Annotated in this window: 15 protein-coding genes and 1 tRNA gene; 12 read left to right on the top strand and 4 right to left on the bottom strand. The window is 52.5% G+C overall.

Annotated features, from left to right (window positions below):
- Positions 1-54: 54 nt before the first annotated feature.
- The 4 genes from G5574_RS03590 to pmrA form a co-directional block, all read right to left on the bottom strand.
- A tRNA-Ser gene (locus G5574_RS03590) sits at positions 55-142 on the bottom strand.
- Positions 143-339: 197 nt separating this feature from the next.
- Positions 340-879, bottom strand: a complete 540-nt coding sequence (msrA, locus tag G5574_RS03585; protein ID WP_164482032.1) for a peptide-methionine (S)-S-oxide reductase MsrA — start codon at positions 877-879, stop codon at positions 340-342.
- Between the two features lie 388 nt (positions 880-1,267).
- Positions 1,268-2,335 (bottom strand): two-component system sensor histidine kinase PmrB, encoded by a 1,068-nt coding sequence (gene pmrB, locus G5574_RS03580; RefSeq protein ID WP_033742011.1) that lies wholly within the window; start codon positions 2,333-2,335, stop codon positions 1,268-1,270.
- Entirely contained in the window at positions 2,332-3,018 is a 687-nt protein-coding gene (pmrA, locus tag G5574_RS03575; RefSeq protein WP_033742008.1) for a two-component system response regulator PmrA, read from the bottom strand. Before pmrA ends, pmrB begins: the two co-directional genes overlap by 4 nt.
- 844 nt (positions 3,019-3,862) lie before the next feature.
- Here pmrA and otsB point away from each other — a divergent pair.
- The 12 genes from otsB to G5574_RS03515 all read left to right on the top strand — a co-directional run bounded on the left by otsB (position 3,863) and on the right by G5574_RS03515 (position 18,398).
- Complete coding sequence (gene otsB / locus G5574_RS03570; protein WP_054633632.1) at positions 3,863-4,651, top strand: trehalose-phosphatase; 789 nt, start codon at positions 3,863-3,865, stop codon at positions 4,649-4,651.
- Positions 4,648-6,084 carry an alpha,alpha-trehalose-phosphate synthase gene (otsA, locus tag G5574_RS03565; protein WP_058701775.1) on the top strand — a complete coding sequence of 479 codons (1,437 nt, stop codon included), beginning with the start codon at positions 4,648-4,650 and terminating at the stop codon, positions 6,082-6,084. Before otsB ends, otsA begins: the two co-directional genes overlap by 4 nt.
- Positions 6,085-7,062: 978 nt before the next feature.
- Positions 7,063-7,413, top strand: a complete 351-nt coding sequence (flhD, locus tag G5574_RS03560; RefSeq protein WP_006120236.1) for a flagellar transcriptional regulator FlhD — start codon at positions 7,063-7,065, stop codon at positions 7,411-7,413.
- Entirely contained in the window at positions 7,413-7,991 is a 579-nt protein-coding gene (gene flhC, locus G5574_RS03555) for a flagellar transcriptional regulator FlhC (RefSeq protein ID WP_033742000.1), read from the top strand. Before flhD ends, flhC begins: the two co-directional genes overlap by 1 nt.
- Positions 7,992-8,122: 131 nt before the next feature.
- Positions 8,123-9,010, top strand: coding sequence for a flagellar motor stator protein MotA (gene motA / locus G5574_RS03550; RefSeq protein WP_006120238.1), 888 nt, complete (start codon positions 8,123-8,125; stop codon positions 9,008-9,010).
- On the top strand, positions 9,007-10,266 hold the full coding sequence (gene motB, locus G5574_RS03545) for a flagellar motor protein MotB (RefSeq protein ID WP_033741999.1): 1,260 nt from the start codon (positions 9,007-9,009) through the stop codon (positions 10,264-10,266). Before motA ends, motB begins: the two co-directional genes overlap by 4 nt.
- A gap of 11 nt (positions 10,267-10,277) precedes the next feature.
- Positions 10,278-12,269: a chemotaxis protein CheA gene (cheA, locus tag G5574_RS03540; RefSeq protein ID WP_174250613.1), complete on the top strand. Its 1,992-nt coding sequence runs from the start codon at positions 10,278-10,280 to the stop codon at positions 12,267-12,269.
- Between the two features lie 23 nt (positions 12,270-12,292).
- Positions 12,293-12,790 carry a chemotaxis protein CheW gene (cheW, locus tag G5574_RS03535; RefSeq protein WP_006120241.1) on the top strand — a complete coding sequence of 166 codons (498 nt, stop codon included), beginning with the start codon at positions 12,293-12,295 and terminating at the stop codon, positions 12,788-12,790.
- Between the two features lie 255 nt (positions 12,791-13,045).
- Entirely contained in the window at positions 13,046-14,608 is a 1,563-nt protein-coding gene (locus tag G5574_RS03530) for a methyl-accepting chemotaxis protein (RefSeq protein ID WP_054633636.1), read from the top strand.
- Between the two features lie 109 nt (positions 14,609-14,717).
- Complete coding sequence (locus tag G5574_RS03525; protein WP_039343223.1) at positions 14,718-16,394, top strand: methyl-accepting chemotaxis protein; 1,677 nt, start codon at positions 14,718-14,720, stop codon at positions 16,392-16,394.
- An 82-nt stretch (positions 16,395-16,476) separates the two neighbouring features.
- A complete protein-coding gene (cheR, locus tag G5574_RS03520; protein WP_006120244.1) occupies positions 16,477-17,349 on the top strand; it encodes a protein-glutamate O-methyltransferase CheR in 873 nt (290 codons plus the stop codon).
- Positions 17,349-18,398: a protein-glutamate methylesterase/protein-glutamine glutaminase gene (locus G5574_RS03515; protein ID WP_006120245.1), complete on the top strand. Its 1,050-nt coding sequence runs from the start codon at positions 17,349-17,351 to the stop codon at positions 18,396-18,398. Before cheR ends, G5574_RS03515 begins: the two co-directional genes overlap by 1 nt.
- Positions 18,399-18,434: the final 36 nt, after the last annotated feature.

The raw sequence follows: 18,434 nt of genomic DNA, 5'->3' as shown, positions 1-18,434 counted from the left end.
AGTCTCGGAATCCAGTCTACACGGGACTTTGTCCCTGTAACGTCCTACTATATGTGGCGGTGAGAGGGGGATTCGAACCCCCGATACGTTGCCGTATACACACTTTCCAGGCGTGCTCCTTCAGCCACTCGGACACCTCACCGCAAATTGTTGCTGACCGCGCTGGGTCAACGGGGCGCTACTATAGGGAGTCGACCTGAAACGGTCAAGCACTATTTTTTTCTTTTTTTCTATTCGCTTAAGCTCTGAACGAATCGCGTTAAGGCTGCGCAAAATCGGGTTTTTTAATCACAAAACGCCCGTTTTTACGCAGTGTAAAGTCCGCTCAGCGGCAGGCGGTTACTGGGCGGTTTTAACCCGACTGGCAAAACTCTTACGCAGCTTTTGCAATTTAGGGGGAATCACCGCCGTGCAATAGCCGTTTCGCTGGCCGGCACCTTCCCAGTAGTCCTGATGATAACCTTCTGCCGGATACCAGGCCTTTAATGGCTCAATGGTTGTGACAATCGGTTTATCATGATCCTGCTGAGCGCGTGCAATCGCGGCACGGGCTTCAGCTTCCTGCTCGGGTGTTTCGGGGAAAATGGCGGAGCGATACTGAGTGCCGATGTCATTGCCCTGGCGATTAAGCTGTGTTGGATCATGCGTGGCAAAGCTGATGTCCAGCAAATCGCCATAGCTGACCTTCTCAGGATCAAAGCCAATGCGAATGGCTTCTGCATGACCGGTGGCGCCACTGCAGACCTGCTCATAGGTCGGATTAGGGCGCTCGCCGCCGGTGTAACCGCTTTCGACTGACTCAACGCCAATCACGTCTTTAAAAACCGCTTCTGTACACCAGAAACAGCCGCCTGCGATTACTGCATATTCGATTGCCATAAATGTTACTCCTGTCTGGTCTGAAGGAAAGAGGTGGGGATGACGTCAGGCATTTTCAACATCTCTGAAGACGTCAGCGTAAAGAGAGCCGCGTTAAACGCCGTCTGATGTGGGGCCTTTTTGTCACACGATGCGTTTAGCGTAGCAGGGAACAGGGCAAGCGGTGGGCACCCTGTCGGGAACGTTTAAGCCGCGACAGGGAATGTGGCGCTTAATGTTTCCTTAACACAGGGCAGCGATACTGAGGTGGATTCTACAGGAGACGCTATGAAAACCACGACTGTTACCGCCACCTCTTTCGTATCACGCCCATTCAGCGAGTACGTTGCCGTTATTCTTGCCGTCAGCGCTGTCATCAGCTTTCTGGCCTGCTGGTTTGTGAACTGAATCAGTCCACCGCGAAAAGGACCCTGGCCAGGCAACCTGAACGGTCAGGGCGATTTTCCAGCAGAAACTGTCCATGATGTAACTGCACAATCCGACTGACGATACTCAGGCCCAGCCCAATGCCACCATAGCGCGTGTCCATGCGGACAAAGGCTTTGCTTAACTCGCCGCGCCTGCTTTCATCAATGCCGTCACCTTCGTCTTCCACGATCAGCGCCGGGCCTGGTGTATTTTCAAGCCGCACGGTGATATTACTTTCAGATGGGCTGTAACGGTGGGCGTTTTCCACCAGATTGCGCAGAAGCATTCGTAACAGGATCGCATCGCCTTTCACCCTGAAGCTGTGCTCAACATCAAGGGTTAACGTTTGATGACGCACGGCAAGCATCGCACTCAACTCCGCTTCCATAGGCACAATCACTTCATCGATGAGGGCAACCTGCTGGTAGCTGCCCGAGGTAAACTGCTGGCCGGCACGGGTCAGCTGCAGCAACTGGGCGACATTTCCTGTCATCTGATCCAGACGATGTAATAAAGGTTGCGTATCGACGGCCTGATTTCGTTGTAGCAACTCAAGATGTAAGCGTAAACCTGCCAGCGGCGTTCGCAGCTCATGGGCCACATCGGCCGTAAACAGGCGTTCACGTTCCAGACTGTCTGTCAGACGTGCGACAAGGCGATTCACAGAGTGCGTAACAGCGTCAATCTCCTGCACCGATCCGGAAAAGGTGATAGGTTCCAGGTTTACCTCGCTCCGGTTCTCCAGTTCACGCTGCAACTGATAGAGCGGGCGGGTAATCCAGCGTACCGCCTGATAGCACAGGAGCAGCGTCAGCGTAATCATCACCAGACTGGGCAGGGCAAGACTCATCACGGCTTCGCGGACTTCTTTATGGACATGCCGGTCCATGTTGCGGTTCTGCAGATGCGCCTCAACTAAAAATTGCACCTGTTCCTGACTTTCATGCCAGAGCCAGGCCACGCTGATGAGCTGGAAAAACAGCATAATGAGGCCAATCGTGAGAAGCAGCCGAAAACGCATGGTCGTCCCGGTGCGGTCAGTATTCATGTCTCGGGCATCTCGTTATCAGTTTGGGAGGGGGACAGGGCATAGCCGAAGCCGCGAACCGTTCTGATCATGCTTTTGCCGATCTTGTCACGCAGGTTGTGGATATGCACTTCCAGCGTATTGGTCGAAGGCTCGTTATCAAAATTGTAGATATCCTGATACAGCAATTCGCGGTGCACCGGATGGCCCGCTTTGAGCATCAGGCGAGACAGAATCGAAAACTCTTTAGGGGTGAGATCAAGCAAGGCGTTATCCAGATGGATCTGGCGATGTGTCATATCCAGCGACAGGTTGCCCACCTCCACGCGCGTATCCCCCTGGTTAACATGACGTCTGATAAGGGCACGAATCCTTGCCAGCAGTTCATCCAGCGCGAAAGGCTTGATCAGATAGTCATCGGCACCTGCATCCAGCCCGGCGATGCGCTCATCAATCGTGTCACGCGCGGTAAGAATCAATACAGGCTGCATCTGCTTCTGACGGCGAAGACGCTGCAGAAAGTGCAGTCCATCCTCATCCGGCAGGCCGACATCCAGCACGATCAAACTGTAAAGCCCGCTGGCAAGATGAGCTTCCGCGGAACGGACCGTTGAAACCGCATCGCAGACATAGCCCGTGCCTTCCAGCGCCAGAACAAGACCTTGCAGCAGCAGAGCATCGTCTTCAACAATTAATATTTTCATAAGCGCTTAACAGGATACCTCTTTTGTATCAGTACCGATGACCGGACACAGCAATAGCGGGTCGCTCTTGCGCGAACTCACCTTGACAACCTTGTCCGGCAAGTGGATAAGGCAGGCCGTCCCGGTTTCGTCGGCTGTGCCTGCTTTGGGCAAACATGCCGGGATTGTTGCTGACATGACGAATGTTGTCACTCAACTTAGCTCAGCGGAAACGTTAATTAAAGATGAGATAAAGGGCTGCAAATCAGCCCCTTTTCGTCTCGCCCGGCATAATGCCTTAACCCGTAATAAGACGTTTTATCAAATGCGAAAGGGCAACATGACGGACTGACTATTAATATAAAGTCGGAATAATAAAAAATGTTATTTTATCCGGGTTGAATCATTAGTGAATGTCTCCATTATTATTGCGCTAATACATTCGCATTAACGCGCAACAATGAAAGTCAGACGGTAATAAGTGAACAGTATGGATAAGAAAGATTAGGAAAACCTTAAACAGGACCATTTATTACATTTTTATTTCTTTTTTGCGGGCGCAAAATAAGTCGGCGTGAGCAGGCCGTTAATCGCCGTTATTGCCAGCAGCAGAATTAAGCGTGACGGCTGGCACAGGAAATGCATATTTCTGGCAGAATGCAGGATTGCGTCTACACTTTATGGGGCGACAACGACAGTCAGTGAGTTTTTCAGCACTTAACGCGTATGTTTTTGGAGAAAGAGTTACCGAATTGCAGGGTTTTACCGCGCAGTCTCCTTACTTCATTCGGCCTTGCGCCGACCTCTTGCTGAACGCTCTCTGCTGCGATGTCCTGATGATGAACCCGTTTACAGGAGAAGACACGTGACCCAGACGGCAGAAAGTAATGCCTCGTTTCCGTCATTGAGCGGCGGTCTGTATGCCTTCTTTTTTGATGTTGATGGCACGCTGGCAGCGATACAGCCCCAGCCGGATGCCGCTTTCATTCCAGAACAGGTTGTAGCAGAGCTGCAACGCCTCTCTTCTTTATGCCACGGCGCGCTGGCGCTGGTATCAGGTCGTCCTGTTGAGCAACTGGATGCGCTTGCGGCACCGTTGCACGCGCCGGCTGCCGGCGTGCATGGCGCTGAGCGTCGAGACGCGGAGGGCAGGGTACACCGCGTGTCACTGCCCGAAGAGACTGAACGTCAGCTGAAACAGATGCTAGAAGCCGAAATGGCCCACTGGCCAGATACGCAGCTTGAAGCGAAAGGGATGGCGTTTGCCCTCCATTATCGTCGGGCGATGGCACATGAGCAGGACATATTGCACCTTGCGCAGGCCGCCGTCGAACGTTTCTCGGGTCTGACGTTGCAGCCCGGAAAGTGTGTGGTTGAAATTAAACCGACCGGCATTGATAAAGGCGCGGCTGTGCAGGCATTTATGCAGGAAGCCCCGTTCGCGGGACGTATTCCGGTGTTCATCGGTGACGATCTGACCGATGAGAAAGGCTTTGCCGCCGTCAATGCCATGCACGGGATTTCCGTGAAAGTGGGAGAAGGCGAAAGCCAGGCACGTTATCGTTTACATGACGTTACGGATGTCTATGCCTGGCTGGAAAGAACACGATTACAATTAGAGCAAGATAACGTTGGTAAGGAGTTTAGGTTATGAGTCGTTTAGTTGTTGTATCTAACCGTATCGCCATGCCAAATGGGAACAAAACCAGCGCGGGCGGCCTTGCCGTTGGCATCCTGGATGCGCTGAAAAGCACGGGTGGACTGTGGTTTGGCTGGAACGGTGAGATAAGTGAATTTTCGGGTGAGGAAGAAAACCCGGTATCGGTAACGGAGCATGATGGTATTGAATATGCCTCCTTCCCGCTGAGCCAGAACGAGTACGATCTCTATTATTGTCAGTTTTCTAATACCGTTATCTGGCCTGCTTTCCATTACCGCTTAGACCTGGTGCAGTTCCAGCGTGAAGCCTGGGAAGGATACTGCGAAGTTAATGATGCCGTCGCGCAGCGCCTGAAACCGCTGATCAAGCCTGACGACATTCTGTGGATTCATGACTACCACTTCCTGCCGTTTGCCGCCGCGCTGCGCCGGGCAGGCATCAACAACCGCATCGGTTTCTTCCTGCATATTCCTTTCCCGACGCCCGAAATTTTCAATGCGCTGCCGCCGCACAGAGAACTGCTGGAAATGTTGTGCGAATACGATCTGTTAGGATTCCAGACGGAATCTGATCGCGTCGCCTTCCTCGACAGTTTGAGCCAGCTGACGCAGTTGCAGAATAAAGGTGACAAAAAACATCGCGCCTATGGCAATACCTTTATGACGGAGGTGTACCCGATAGGGATTGAACCTGACAGCATTAAGGAGATGGCTGAAGGGCCATTGCCACCCAAAATGGCGGCGATGAAGAAGGAGCTGGGCGATGTGCGCAATATCATTGCCTGCGAACGTCTGGATTACTCGAAAGGCCTGCCGGAACGCTTCCTGGCTTATGAAGCGCTGCTGGAAAACTACCCGCAGCATCACGGCAAGATTCGTTACTCGCAGATTGCGCCAACGTCTCGTGGCGATGTGCAGGCCTATCAGGATATTCGTCATCAGTTAGAAACCGAGGCAGGGCGCATCAACGGGAAATACGGCACCCTGGGCTGGACGCCACTCTATTATCTTAACCAGCACTTTGACCGTCGTTTATTGATGAAAATTTTCCGTTTAACGGATGTCGGCTTAGTGACGCCGTTGCGTGACGGGATGAACCTGGTGGCGAAGGAGTACGTGGCGGCGCAGGATCCGGACGATCCGGGTGTGCTGGTACTGTCCCGTTTTGCCGGTGCGGCTAACGAGCTGACGTCCGCGCTCATCGTGAACCCTTATGACCGCGATGAAGTGGCCGCGGCGCTGGATAAAGCGATTACCATGCCCCGTACCGAGCGTATCTCACGCTATAACGATATGATGGCGGTACTGCGTAAAAACGACATCACCGCATGGCGCGAAAACTTCCTGCGTGATCTTGAGAAGATTGCCCCGCGGAGTGCCGATCACGGCATGGCAAATAAGGTTGCCACCTTTCCGAAACTCGCCTGACAGCAGAGCAAGCCAGGGACGGCTTGCTGTGCGTTACATCCCGCCGCTTTTGCATACACGCTGTTGCTAATGATTGTCCCCTAACTCAAAAGCGCTTTTGCGTCGCCAGGCGTCCGTCTGACGGCAAAGTGGCGTAAAAATGTGCAATTAACACCACCATTCACTTTCTTTACCTGGTTAAGCTAAAGTTCTCTTCATTCCTGCCGATAGTTAAAATGCATAAAACTCTCCTGCCTGCAATTCATTCATATCCTTAATGTAACTCCTTGTTACATCGGTGTACGCTCTCTAAACGGGTTGCTTTCAGCCTTTACGACGGATTGTCAGAAAGCGCGTAATCAGAATTGTCGGCCTTCTGCCCCTGTTTTCCCTTTTTTTTGTCTTATCACCTAACTGACTAATTTAAATACAAATAATGCGCGCCATGGGTAGCATATTCCACTGGTTTTATGGTTTTGGCTGGTTCTAAATAGGGTGCAAATTCCATTCATTGAGATAAACAGGAATTCTGCCTGCCTTACAGAATCATCCCTGATTTTTGTAGCCAATTAAGTCCAGCTCAGGACAAATCCCTGTAAAAAAAACGTCAAATTGTGCAAAAAACAGACAGTGAGGAAGGGATAATAAAGCGTTACTGAAGAAAATAGAGGCAAAAGTGTGATCTGCGTCACACTTTATCTAAAATTTCACCGAACTGTCGTTGTATGTAAGGATCATCCGATATAGATTTGCCTTGTTTTCGGATTAGTCTTAAAAAAAGCAAGCGAGCCTCAGGGAAGAAGGTTATCGACTTAAGAATAAGGTGGACTGAAAAGATTGACTTCTGACCGGACAGACAGGGTCGCAAAAAGAAGCAGAACTCAGAACCATTGCTTTTTATGTTTAATTATTTTGCCATCTTTAGATTTACCAACCAGCAGCTCGATACGCAGAGATGTCATCTGCGGTAAGTTACGTCGCGTCTCTCAGGATGGAAAAATGGGTACATCTGAATTACTAAAACATATTTACGATATCAACTTGTCATATTTACTGCTCGCGCAGCGATTAATTAACCAGGAAAAAGCTTCTGCGATGTTTCGCCTCGGGATCGATGAAAAGATGGCTGACGCATTGTCTGAATTAACCTTACCTGAAATGGTGAAATTAGCTGAGACCAACCAACTTGTGTGTCAGTTTCGTTTTACCGATAGTACCGTTATTAATCGCCTGACGCAGGAATCACGTGTGGATGATTTACAACAAATCCATACCGGGATTCTTTTATCCAGCCGTTTATTACGCAGTGCGTCGAAAGACGCCGCGCCTACTAAAAAGAGGGCGGTATAATGGGTGAGAAAAGTATTGTTCAGGAAGCGCGTGATATTCAGCTCGCTATGGAGCTGATCACACTGGGTGCGCGCTTACAAATGCTGGAGAGCGAGACGCAGCTGAGCCGCGGTCGCTTGATCAAACTCTATAAAGAGTTGCGTGGCAGTCCACCCCCTAAAGGTATGTTGCCATTCTCGACTGACTGGTTCATGACCTGGGAACAGAACATTCATGCCTCAATGTTCTGTAATGCCTGGACGTTTTTACTGAAAACCGGTTTGAGCAAAGGGATTGATGCGGTGATTAAAGCCTACCGCCTTTATCTCGAGCAGTGCCCGCAATCGGACGAGGGCCCGCTGTTGGCGCTAACACGCGCCTGGACCCTGGTGCGATTCGTTGAAAGCGGTATGCTGGAATTATCAGATTGTAAATGCTGCAGCGGCAGCTTTATTAATCATGCACATCAGCCTGTTGGCAGCTTTGTCTGCAGCCTGTGCCAGCCACCATCACGTGCCGTAAAAAGACGTAAACTTTCTGCAGATACTGCCGATATCTTTCCACAACTGCTGGATGAACAGGTTAAACACGCCGTTTAAATTTGTTCGCAATGTGGAAGTCATCCAGCAGCGGTTAATCCCGCTGCTTTTTTTTTGCCTCCACAGGGTGAACATCTCCGGTTTCTCTGGCTTAACGTCGACCAACACGTTACGGACGTAAGGATTTTTCTGTGCTGATAATTTTAGGTTACATCGTTGTATTAGGTTCCGTGTTGGGCGGATACGCTTTAGTGGGCGGCCATCTTGGCGCGCTTTACCAGCCTGCAGAACTGCTGATGATCGCCGGGGCGGGCGTCGGCGCGTTTCTGGTGGGCAACAACGGTAAATCGATCAAGAAGACCCTCAAAGCTCTGCCGCTGCTGTTCCGCGGCTCGAAATACAACAAAGCGGTGTACATGGATCTCATGGCACTGCTTTACCGGCTGATGGCGAAATCTCGCCAGCAAGGCATGTTATCGCTTGAGCGTGATATTGAAGATCCCGCCCAGAGTGAAATTTTTGCTAATTATCCCCGCATCTTAGCCGATAAACAGTTAGTCGACTTCATCACCGATTATTTACGCCTGATGGTGAGCGGCAACATGAATGCTTTCGAAATCGAAGCATTGATGGATGAAGAGATTGAAACCTATGAACACGAGTGTGAAGTGCCGGCACAAAGTATCGCTGCCGTCGGCGATGGCCTGCCCGCTTTCGGTATCGTTGCGGCGGTAATGGGCGTGGTTCATGCCCTGGCGTCAGCTGACCGTCCAGCCGCCGAGCTGGGCGCACTGGTGGCACATGCCATGGTGGGAACGTTCCTCGGGATTTTACTGGCATACGGTTTTATTTCGCCTCTGGCGTCGGTATTACGTCAGAAGTGTGCTGAAACGACCAAGATGATGCAGTGCGTGAAAGTGACATTGCTTTCCAGCCTTAACGGTTATGCACCGCAGATCGCCGTCGAGTTTGGTCGTAAAACGCTTTATTCAGCTGAGCGTCCATCGTTCAGCGAACTGGAAGAACACGTTCGCAACGCGAAGAACCCGGCTAAACAGACTTCGGATCAGACCTCATGAAACATGGCAATCGCCCAATTGTGCTGATTAGAAAGCGCAAACATAAAAAACATGAAGGAGGACATGGCTCATGGAAAATCGCCTATGCCGACTTTATGACGGCGATGATGGCATTTTTTATGGTGATGTGGCTGCTGTCGATCGCCAGCCCACAACAGCTTATCCAGATAGCAGAGTATTTTCAGACGCCCTTAAAAGTGGCGCTGACGGGTGGACAGAGAAGTAGCGACAGTAGCAGCCCGATCCCAGGCGGAGGAGACGATGCTACGAAGAAAGAAGGTGAAGTCAAAAAGGTTGTGGATATGGATGCGCAGAAACGCAAGCTGGATGAAATTCGCCTCAACCGCCTGCGTGAAAAGCTCGACCAGTTAATCGAAGCTGATCCGCGCCTGAAAGCGCTGCGTCCGCACCTGATTATTAATATGGTTGATGAAGGGCTGCGTATTCAGATCATCGACAGCCAGAACCGCCCGATGTTCAAGACCGGCAGTGCAGAAGTTGAACCTTATATGCGTGATATTTTGCGCGCGATTGCCCCGATTTTGAATGACATCCCTAACCGTATCAGTATCGCGGGCCATACGGATGACATTCAGTATGCGACCGGAGATAAAGGGTACAGCAACTGGGAATTGTCAGCGGACCGTGCCAATGCGTCACGTCGTGAACTGGTGATTGGTGGGCTGGATGGTGGAAAGATTCTGCGTATCGTCGGCATGGCGGATACCATGAAACTGAAAAATCGCGGCGGCGATGATGCCGTTAACCGTCGTATCAGTTTGCTGGTGTTGAACCATGATACCGAAGCCGCGATTGAGAAAGAGAACGCAGAAAGTGACGCGGTTCAGATTAGCGATCCCTCTGCCTTAGAAAAAGTGACCGCGCCGTCAGCACCCGGCAGTAATGCGGCTGATAAAACATCTTCCAAACCTGCAACTGCCACGTCGGCGGATGCAGTGAAAACAGCGAACTCCGCACCGTCAGCCGCATCGACGAGCGCAGAGAAAGCCGCGACCGCCGCCTCGTCAGCGTCATCGACGAGCGCGGTGAAAACAGCAGCCTCCGCATCGTCAGCCTCACCGGCGGTCGCGGCGAAAACAGCGACCTCCGCGACGTCAACCTCTTCGGTTCGTGCGGTAACAACAATAACGCCTGCACCGTCAGCCCTACCGGCGGATGCAACGAAAACAACCTCCGCACCGCCAGCGTCTTCGGCAGGTGCGGTGAATACAGCAGCCCCCTCACAGCCGAGGTGATTCCCGTGAGCATGGACATCAGCGATTTTTACCAGACGTTTTTTGATGAAGCCGATGAGCTGTTAGCGGATATGGAGCAACACCTGTTGGGACTCGATCCCCAGGAGCCAGACTCTGAACAGCTTAACGCCATCTTCCGCGCCGCCCACTCGATTAAAGGCGGAGCCGGAACCTTTGGTTTTACGGTTTTACAGGAAACAACCCACATCCTGGAAAACATTCTGGATGGTGCTCGTCGCGGCGAGATGCAGCTCAGCACCGACATCATCAATCTGTTTTTGGAAACTAAAGATATTATGCAGGAACAGCTAGATGCTTATAAAACCGCGCAAGAGCCTAACGCGGAAAGCTTCAAGTATATCTGTGAAGCATTACGCCAGCTGGCGTTAGAGGCGAAAGGTCAGCCGGTTGAAGCACCGGTTGTGGTTGCGCTTGAAACGCCTATCAGTCAGGCAGAATCCGCCTCCACTGATGCTGAAGGTGTTCACCTGCAGTTGGTCGACCTGAAAGAAAAAGATATCGACCTGATGCTGGAAGAGCTGGGTAATCTTGGCACGCTCAGCAACGTGAAGAAAGGCAGCAATACGCTTGAGTGCCACATTACCGGCGTAGGCAAAGACGACATTATTGCTGTGCTGTGTTTCGTTATTGATGAAGCGCAGATTCGCTTCCCGGGTGCTGATGCTGCCGCGGCGGTAGCCGAAAGCGTGGATGCGCCTGCGGTTGCCGATGTTCAGACTGCGACCGTGACCGAATTGCCGGTTGCCGCAGTGAAACGCGAAAGCAAACGCGCTGCCGCGCCCGCGAAGACCAGCGAATCAAGCAGCATCCGTGTTGCGGTTGAGAAGGTTGATCAGCTGATTAACCTGGTGGGTGAACTGGTGATTACCCAGTCAATGCTGGCACAACGTTCAGGTGAACTGGACCCGGTCGCGCACGGCGAACTGTTGAACAGCATGGGGCAGCTTGAGCGTAATGCGCGTGACCTGCAGGAATCTGTGATGTCGATTCGTATGATGCCTATGGAGTACGTCTTCAGTCGCTTCCCACGTCTGGTGCGTGATTTGGCCAGCAAGCTGGGCAAAGAAGTTGAACTGACGTTACTGGGTAGCTCGACGGAACTCGATAAGAGCCTGATCGAACGTATCATCGATCCGTTAACGCACCTGGTGCGTAACAGTCTTGACCACGGCATCGAAACCCCGGAAAAACGTATTGCGGCAGGTAAGGTTGCCACAGGTAATCTGACGCTGTCAGCAGAACACCAGGGCGGCAACATCTGTATCGAAGTGTCAGATGACGGTGCGGGCCTTAACCGCGAACGTATCCTGGCAAAAGCTCTGTCATCGGGCCTGCCGGTACATGAAAACATGAGCGACGAAGAAGTCGGCATGTTGATTTTCGCACCAGGTTTCTCAACGGCAGAGCAGGTCACCGATGTATCTGGCCGCGGTGTGGGCATGGACGTGGTGAAACGTAACATTCAGGAAATGGGTGGCCATGTTGAAATTGCCTCAAAACAAGGCAAAGGCACCACCATCCGTATTCTGCTGCCGCTGACGCTGGCGATTCTGGACGGCATGTCAGTGCGCGTAGCGAACGAAGTCTTTATTCTGCCGTTGAATGCGGTGATGGAATCGTTACAGCCGCGTGCTGAAGAGCTGAAACCCCTGGCGGGCGGCGAATGTGTTCTGGAAGTGCGCGGCGAATACCTGCCACTGGTTGAACTGTGGAACGTCTTTGACGTGAAAGAGGCGAAAACCGAAGCGACGCAGGGCATTGTGGTGATTCTGCAGAGCGCGGGCAAGCGTTACGCTTTGCTGGTGGACCAGTTAATCGGTCAGCACCAGGTTGTGGTCAAAAACCTGGAAAGCAACTATCGCAAAGTTCCAGGTATTTCAGCCGCCACCATCCTCGGCGATGGCAGCGTGGCGCTGATTGTAGACGTTTCGGCGTTGCAATCACTTAACCGTGAAAAACGTGTGGCCGGCGCTGCCGCCTGATTGATAACGAAAGGGTAAATAACATGAGTGGAATGGCAACCGTGACAAAAATTGCTGGCGAAACCGTTGGACAGGAGTTCCTGGTCTTCACGCTGGGTGATGAAGAGTACGGCATCGATATTCTGAAGGTTCAGGAAATTCGTGGTTACGATCAGGTAACCCGCATTGCCAACACGCCTGATTTTATTCGCGGCGTGACAAACCTGCGCGGCGTTATCGTGCCAATTATCGATTTGCGCGTGAAGTTTTCACAGCCAGACGTTGAGTACAACGAAAATACCGTGGTGATCGTGCTGAATCTCGAAAACCGCGTCGTCGGTATCGTGGTTGACGGTGTGTCGGATGTCCTGTCGCTGACGCAGGAACAGATCCGTCCTTCACCTGAGTTCGCTGTGACTATGTCAACAGAGTACCTGACAGGTCTGGGTGCACTGGGCGAGCGCATGTTGATTCTGGTCGACATCGAAAAGCTGCTGAGCAGCGAAGAGATGGCGCTGGTCGACAACCTGCGTACCGCGTAATCGTTAAACACGGGCCAGCCAACGCTGGCCCGTGTTGTTATTCTGCACGCCGAACCTGTCATCACCGCCTTTCCTTCACCCGTCGACCTTTCAAAAAACACGCTGTCTGTGATCCTGCTCCAGGATTAGCATATTGCTCTGGTTTCAATAATTACAAAAGTCATTTGAACCCCTTTTTAAAAGCGGAATGGCTAAAACATCCTGCGTTGCCGCCGATACAGCCCCTGCACGTTACTTATTTAGTCGGGGAAAAAGATGTTAAAACGGATAAAAGTGGTGACCAGTCTGATTACGGTACTGATGCTTTTCGGTGCCCTGCAACTGCTGTCAGGCAGCCTGTTTTGGTCAGCGCTCAATAATGATAAAGCGGCGTTTGCCTTGTCGCAGATTTCAACACGCAACGTGGCGGCCATGACGGATGCCTATATGGCTTTGAACCAGTCACGTACTACGCTCAACCGCGCCATGTTGCGGTTACAAACCAGTCTGGCATCGCAAATGAACGGCGGTCAGCTGGACAGCCTGACGGACAAAGCCATTAGCGAAGCCAATAAAGGTGAGCAGTATCTTGCCGAGTTTAATGCCATTCCGGAAACGCCAGGCGCGGATACCGAAATGCGCGATCAGTTACAAAACCATTTTGCCGCCTATCTGACCGGTCTGCGCGGGATGATCGCCAGCCTGAAAGCCAAAGATCTGGAAGGCATGTTCAAACAGAACATTGAACAGAAGCAACAGGCCATGCAGGCCACCTATACGGCCTGGCGTCTTAAGCAGAGCGAGCTGTCTTCCCACGGTGCAGAACAAAACCAGCAAGCCTTTACTCAGATGATGTGGTTGCTGGGCATGGTCGGCGCCCTGGTGGTCGTGGTGATCATCGGTTGCTGGTTTGGCCTGCGCCAGGTGCTGATTTATCCCCTGCAACGTCTGCTGGTGGATATCCGCACGATTGCCTCCGGTGATCTGACGCAGCCAGTGAAGGTAGAAGGCCGTAATGAGATGAGCCAACTGGCCGCCGGGATCCGTGAGATGCAACAATCTCTGGTGACAACGGTGGGTGAAGTCCGCAGCGGTTGCGATGCGATCTTTACGGGTGCCAGCGAAATCGCCGCGGGCAATAACGATTTGTCCGCACGCACGGAAGAGCAGGCGGCCTCGCTTGAGCAGACCGCCGCCAGCATGGAGCAACTGACCGCCACGGTGAAACAAAATGCGGATAATGCGCGTCAGGCTTCACAACTCGCCCATACCGCATCTGAAACCGCCTTGCAGGGTGGCAAAGTTGTGGATGGCGTCGTCAGCACAATGAAAGAAATTGCAGACAGTTCCAGGAAAATCGCTGACATTATCAGTGTGATCGATGGTATTGCTTTCCAGACGAATATCCTGGCGTTGAACGCCGCCGTCGAAGCGGCGCGTGCAGGCGAGCAGGGCCGTGGCTTCGCGGTTGTCGCCGGCGAAGTACGTAGCCTGGCGCAGCGCAGTGCGCAGGCCGCCAAAGAGATTAAAGGGCTGATTGAAGATTCTGTTGCTCGTGTTGACAGTGGTTCGCAGCAGGTCGAGAGCGCGGGTAGCACCATGAATAATATTGTGGGTGCCGTCACCCGCGTGACCGACATCATGGGTGAAATTGCCTCGGCATCGGATGAACAAAGCCGCGGTATCGATCAGGTGGGGCAGGCGGTGACAGAAATGGATCGCGTGACGCAACAGAACGCCTCGCTGGTGGAAGAGTCTGCCGCCGCCGCTGCCGCGCTGGAGCAACAGGCGAGCTCACTGTCCCAGGCCGTTTCCGTCTTCAAAATCTCCCGTACTTAAGCGTTCTGACAGTTTTTACTGCCAGCGTGATGATCAATTCACGCTGTCAGTAAAGTTCCGCCTGCGCGGGCCGATAAACAGAATCGAATTGCTAATGAATGAGGTTTCTATGTTTAGTCGAGTACGCGTTGTCACCGGCCTCCTGTGTGTACTGGGGCTTTTTGCCTTGCTGCAGGTTTTCTCGGGTGGGGTATTTTTCAAAACGGTTACGGAAGATAAAGAAAACTTTGCTTATAACCAGCGTCTTAGCACCTTGCAACGCGCCATGGGAACGTCATGGGTTGCGCTTGTCCAGGCACGTAATACCTTAAACCGTGCGGGCATTCGTTATTTGCAGGATGGGCAGATGGCAGGTTCGGGAGCTACCGTAAAAGAGCTGGTGGCGCTGGCTGACAGTGAGCTGAAACAGGCTGAAAAGGGCTATGAATTATTCAATGCCAACCTGTCAGAGAAAGGAAAAAGTGCGGCTAACGTGCTGACGCTACAGGCCAATTACAAACAATTCCACGATGGTCTGGCGGAACTGATTGTGTTTCTGGGCAACGGCAACTTTAAAGGGTTTGTTGATCAGCCGACACAAAGTTATCAGGACAAATTCCAAAAAGATTATGACGACTGGCTTAACTACAACCTGGTACTGAGCCAGAAAGGCATCGATGCCAATAATGCCGCTTATCAGCGCATGATTATGCTGGTTGCGGGGACGCTGGTCGTTACGCTGCTGGTGATCGTGCTGGTGTGGAATCTTATGCGCAGCCTGCTGATTCGCCCGTTAAAACAGAGCATCGATCATATCCAGCATATCGCACGGGGTGACCTGACGCAGCCTATCGCCATTACCGTACGTAATGAAATTGGCGATTTGCTGACGTCTCTGCAGGAGATGCAACGTGAACTGGTCCGTACGGTCAGCACCGTCCGTGATGGGGCCGATGCGATCTATACCGGCGCCAGCGAAATTGCCGTAGGGAATAACGATCTGTCGTCGCGAACAGAGCAGCAGGCGGCTTCGCTGGAGCAAACCGCTGCCAGCATGGAACAGCTTACCGCGACCGTGAAGCAAAATGCTGAAAATGCCCGTCAGGCGTCGACGCTGGCGCTGAATGCCTCTGAAACCGCACAGCAGGGCGGCAAAGTGGTGGACGGTGTCGTGACCACGATGAAAGAGATTGCGGGCAGTTCCAGAAAAATTGCCGATATCACCAGCGTGATTGATGGCATTGCTTTCCAGACCAATATCCTGGCACTGAATGCGGCCGTGGAAGCGGCACGCGCAGGTGAGCAGGGCCGTGGCTTTGCGGTGGTTGCCGGTGAGGTGCGCAATCTGGCACAGCGCAGTGCACAGGCGGCGAAAGAGATTAAAGGGCTGATTGAGGACTCCGTCAGTCGCGTGAATACCGGTTCAGTCCTGGTTGAAAGCGCAGGCGATACCATGAACGAAATCGTCAGCGCCGTCACGCGCGTCACCGACATCATGGGAGAGATTGCCTCTGCTTCAGACGAACAGAGCCGTGGCATCGACCAGGTTGGCCTGGCCGTGACCGAGATGGATCGCGTGACACAGCAGAACGCCTCGCTGGTTGAAGAGTCGGCCGCCGCCGCTGCGGCACTGGAAGATCAGGCCAGCAACTTAAAACAAGCGGTTTCTGTCTTCAATATTGGTAAAGAAATTGTCACGCAGGCCGTTAACAAGACAACGGCGGCAAAAAGTTTACGTTTAGAAAGTCCGTCAGAGGGCATTCGCCAACCCTCATCACGCAGTGATGAGAACTGGGAAACCTTCTAATTGCCTGGATGGCCCAACCGCTGATGTGCGGTTGGGCATAGCAGCAGACGTTTAACAGGTGTAGTTCAGGCCAGGTGCAAAGATGAAGAAATCGACGTTATTAGATCAACCAGAGGCGACAACGCTGCTCTCACAGATGGTGCAGCGGCTGCCCCTCTCCGATACCCATTTTCGCCGTATCAGCCAGCTCATCTATCAGCGCGCGGGTATCGTGCTGGCCGATCATAAGCGCGAGATGGTTTACAACCGTCTGGTACGTCGTCTGCGCACGCTGAATATTGATGATTTTGGTCGCTACCTGGCCCTGCTGGAGAACGATCCTAACAGTGCTGAGTGGCAGGCGTTTATCAACGCTCTGACCACTAACCTGACCGCTTTTTTCCGCGAGGCGCACCATTTTCCTATCCTGGCGGAACATGCACGTAAACGTCAGGGCAATTTCAGCGTCTGGAGCACGGCCGCCTCAACGGGCGAAGAACCTTACTCTATCGCGATTACCTTGGCCGAAACGCTGGGAACCGGACCCGGTAAATTCCAGGTCCATGCCAGTGATATCGATACCCAGGTTCTGGAAAAAGCCGTGGCGGGCGTTTACCGCCAGGAAGAATTACGGACGCTGTCGCCTGCACAGCTACAACGTTTCTTTTTACGGGGTACGGGCCCGCATGCTGGCATGGTGCGTGTGCGCCCCGAACTGGCGAATATGGTGAATTTCAGTCAGCTGAATTTGCTGGCCAACGACTGGAACCTGCCGGGTCCGTTCGATGCCATTTTCTGCCGTAACGTAATGATCTATTTCGATAAAGAAACACAAGAAAAAATTCTACGTCGTTTTGTTCCACTGCTTAAGCCTGGCGGCATCCTGTTCGCCGGACACTCAGAAAACTTTAGCCAGATTAGTAAAGAGTTCTGGCTGCGTGGGCAAACCGTTTATGGACTGACGAAGGAAAGATGATGAGCAAAATTACCGTGATGTGCGTAGATGACTCTGCGCTGATGCGGCAACTGATGACAGAAATCATCAACAGTCATCCTGATATGGAAATGGTGGCGACGGCCCCGGATCCATTAGTGGCCCGCGATTTAATTAAACAGTTTAATCCGCAGGTGTTGACGCTGGATGTTGAAATGCCGCGCATGGATGGACTGGATTTTCTTGAAAAACTGATGCGTCTTCGCCCGATGCCGGTCGTGATGGTGTCATCACTGACGGGACAGGGTTCAGAAATCACGCTGCGCGCGCTCGAGCTCGGTGCGGTGGATTTCGTGACCAAACCACAGCTAGGCATTCGTGAAGGTATGCTGGCTTACAGCCAGATGATTGGCGATAAAATTCGCGCGGCTGCCCGGGCACGTCTGCATGTGCGCACCACCATGCCTGCCCCGGTCACGCTGAAAGCCGGTCCGCTGCTGAGTAGTGAAAAGCTGATTGCGATTGGTTCATCGACGGGCGGTACAGAAGCCATCCGCCACGTATTGCAGCCGCTACCGGCCACCAGCCCTGCGCTGCTGATTACGCAACATATGCCACCGGGATTTACACGTTCGTTTGCCGAGCGGCTAAACAAGCTCTGCCAGATTACGGTGAAAGAGGCCGAAGATGGTGAGCGTATTCTTCCTGGCCATGCTTATATCGCGCCCGGCGCGATGCACATGGAGCTGGGTCGCAGTGGTGCGAACTATGTCGTGAAGCTGAACGACGGTCCGCCAGTTAACCGTCATAAACCGTCAGTCGATGTGTTGTTTAAATCGGTGGCGATCAACGCCGGGCGAAATGCCGTTGGCGTGATCCTGACCGGTATGGGTAACGATGGGGCAGCAGGCATGCTGGAAATGCATCGTGCCGGCGCCTGGACCATCGCGCAAAATGAAGCAAGTTGTGTCGTTTTTGGCATGCCACGCGAGGCGATAGCCAGCGGCGGTGTGAGCGAAGTAGTGGATTTAAGCAACATCAGCCAGCACATGCTGGCGAAAATTAGCGCCGGACAGGCATTGCGTATTTAACAGGCCCGTCCTGCCGGGCGAGATAACACAGGAGTA

The organism is Pantoea stewartii, from assembly GCF_011044475.1.
Classification (GTDB): Bacteria; Pseudomonadota; Gammaproteobacteria; order Enterobacterales; family Enterobacteriaceae; genus Pantoea; species Pantoea stewartii.
Note: the sequence above shows the minus strand (reverse complement) of the source record. Positions and strands in the feature narration are given on the sequence as shown.